Origin of the sequence: Streptomyces sp. NRRL F-5122 (assembly GCF_001507435.1) — a bacterium.
GTDB lineage: Bacteria > Actinomycetota > Actinomycetes > Streptomycetales > Streptomycetaceae > Streptomyces > Streptomyces lannensis.
On sequence record NZ_LMWH01000053.1, the window covers coordinates 1 to 2,333 of the forward strand.

Annotated in this window: 4 protein-coding genes and 2 pseudogenes; 3 read left to right on the top strand and 3 right to left on the bottom strand. The window is 67.2% G+C overall.

Translation table 11 applies throughout. From position 1 onward, the window contains the following. Positions 1–744, bottom strand: a 744-nt coding sequence (locus ADL25_RS08980) for a CHASE3 domain-containing protein (RefSeq protein ID WP_199839130.1), incomplete at its 3' end; no start/stop codon positions are given. Between the two features lie 2 nt (positions 745–746). Then, positions 747–1,082, bottom strand: coding sequence for a hypothetical protein (locus ADL25_RS08985; RefSeq protein ID WP_059127137.1), 336 nt, complete (start codon positions 1,080–1,082; stop codon positions 747–749). Between the two features lie 137 nt (positions 1,083–1,219). Between ADL25_RS08985 and ADL25_RS08990 the strand changes: the two genes are divergently transcribed. The 3 genes and pseudogenes from ADL25_RS08990 to ADL25_RS50380 form a co-directional block, all read left to right on the top strand. After that, the gene (locus tag ADL25_RS08990) at positions 1,220–1,651 is read left to right on the top strand and encodes a response regulator (protein WP_059127138.1); all 432 of its coding nucleotides are present in this window, start codon (positions 1,220–1,222) and stop codon (positions 1,649–1,651) included. Positions 1,652–1,772: 121 nt separating this feature from the next. Then, positions 1,773–1,901 (top strand): annotated as a pseudogene (locus ADL25_RS52150) (IS110 family transposase); the annotation flags it as partial. Then, a pseudogene (locus ADL25_RS50380) lies at positions 1,873–2,227 on the top strand (hypothetical protein); the annotation flags it as partial. The pseudogenes ADL25_RS52150 and ADL25_RS50380, both read left to right, overlap by 29 nt. Positions 2,228–2,235: 8 nt before the next feature. Here ADL25_RS50380 and ADL25_RS45880 read toward each other — a convergent pair. Then, positions 2,236–2,333: sigma factor-like helix-turn-helix DNA-binding protein (locus ADL25_RS45880; RefSeq protein ID WP_267889238.1), on the bottom strand; the 98-nt coding region annotated here is incomplete at its 5' end.

A 2,333-nucleotide genomic window follows, 5' to 3' on the forward strand; every position in this document is an offset into this window, starting at 1 on the left:
GACTACGTCGATGGGGTGGTCGAAACGGCCCCGCGCCACCTCGCGGGCAGCCGTGCCGAGCCGGCTGAGAGGATCGGTGATACCGCGGCGCAGTCCCTCGAACACTGCCACGGCCAGCAGTACGATCACCAGCGCGATAGCGGTGAAAACCCAGTTGCGTAGCCTCTCGGCGCGCGCCAGGTCGTCCACGGCGTTGCTGCGCGCGTCAACGAGGTGGTCCTGCTGGGTCGTCATTGCTTGACGCAAGCGGTCGAAGGTGATCCTGCCTTCCGCGGCCCGATCGCTGGCAAGTGGCGCGGGGGCGCCCGCGGGAACGCTGGAGATGGGGGTGGCGATGCGCTGCTGCCAGGCTCCTGCGCGGCTGAGCACGGTGCGCTGGTCGGCCTGGGCACGGGGATTGCCGACCAGGAGCTGATTGAGCCGATCGACAGCTGCCTTCTCGTCGGCCAGGCCCTGCTGGTAGGGCTCGAGGAACTCTTTCTGCCCGGTCAGGCCGTATCCGCGGATGCCGGTCTCCTGATTGACCAGCGCGGCCTCCAGGCGTATGGAGTTCGTCAGTGCGGGCGAGCGTGTGTTGACGAGATCCGTGGTGACCGAAGCGGCACGGTCCATGGCCCAGATTCCCAGCCCGCTCAGGACAGCCAGCAAGCTGAGCGCGACGCTCACGCCGACCCGCAGCCACCGCCGCGTCGTCCACCTAGAAAGGAGACGCTGGCGGGCGGCCGGTTCCTGCCCTGCGGTCATCGCTAATACTCCTCGAGTGTCCAGATGCCGCTCCGGCGTGCACACGGCGAGGACACTGTACCGCCCACGACAACCATTGTTGTCATCTTGGAGGTGCGTCCCCTACGGTTAGGGGCATGCCTGGCGTCCATTTTTCTTTGCGGATGACCGATGCTGAGATTGTTGAACTCGTCGCCCGCGAGGTCGACGACCTTGTCGGTCGGCTTGTACCTGAAGTCTTTGAGCTTGTGCGCGGTCCGGTGGATCACTCCCCCGAGCAAGCGGAGGCTTTGGCGCACCTGCATCTGCTCACCCATCTCCAGCAGGCCGTGGATCGTCTGGAAGCTCAGGCCGCCCACCAGGCCGCAGATGCTGGAGCCGGTTATCCACAAATCGGCCGGGCGTCCAATATGACCAGGCAAGGTGCCCGCCGCCGGTGGCCGGGCCTGCTCAACCAGCCCCCCACAGCAACTGACCCCCCAACCGGGAGCACTCGATGATGACCGCCCCTGTCCGCCCGTACGATGTGCTGCTGGTCGAGGACGATGAGGCCGACGCCCTGCTCATCGAGGACGCGCTCCTGGCGCGCGGCGCCCGCAACCTCACCCAGGTCCACGACGGCGTGGCCGGCCTGGACTACCTCCGCGACACGGCCAAGCCCCGGCCGGATCTGATCGTTCTGGACCTCAACATGCCCCGGATGAACGGCCGCGAACTGCTTGCCGTCATCAAGCAGGACCCGGACCTGCGCACGATCCCGGTAGTCGTCCTGACCACCTCGTCCGCGCCCGACGACGTCACCGGCGCCTACAGGGAACACGCCAACGCCTACGTGACCAAGCCCGTCAACCTCGAGGGCTTCGAGCGCGCCGTGCAGAGCATCGACGCCTTCTACCTGGAGACCATCACCCACCTGCCGCGCACCTAGCAGAGCCGAGCCCGCCCGTGCCCCTTCTTCTGCAAAGAGGGGGCACGGGGCGCTGCGGTGCCTGGCTACCTGCTGTTGCTGGGCCTGCTCGCCAAGTACGGTGGCACGGAAGAAGAATCGTGCCTTCGCTGCCCCCAACGGCTCACCCGGAGCAAAGACCCACTACCGGCGCCGACGCGACATCCACGGAGACCGGCATGCGGCCGCCCTACGCCGGGCACCTGCCTGTCATCGATGCCTGCGGCCGCGGTTGCGTCGGCCAGGCCGCTCTTCCCGAGCAGCCGTACGAAAGCGACTTCTCAGCGCTCGTGGCAGCTGTGACGCGGCATCATGTCGAGAGCCGCCCCGCCTTGATGTGGAGCCGGATCCGTGGTGGCGGGCGGCTGCGTTGCTGCACACGCTGCTGTTGCTGCGGCCGCTGCCTTCGCTCAATGTCCGTTACGCACGCGCCGTGACGATTGCCTACCTGCACGCCGGCGGCCACGGATTCGACTCCCCTACGGGGACCTGGTGGAGCTCTGCAAGGAGCTCATGTCCGGCAAGGCCGATATGTTCGGCACCGCCGACATGATCCGCGGCCACTGTCACTGGGTGGTGAGCATGCCTTCGCGCAGTCGGGCCAGCAGGCGGGAGATCAGGCGGGAGACGTGCATCTGGGAGACGCCCAGGCGTTCGCCGATCT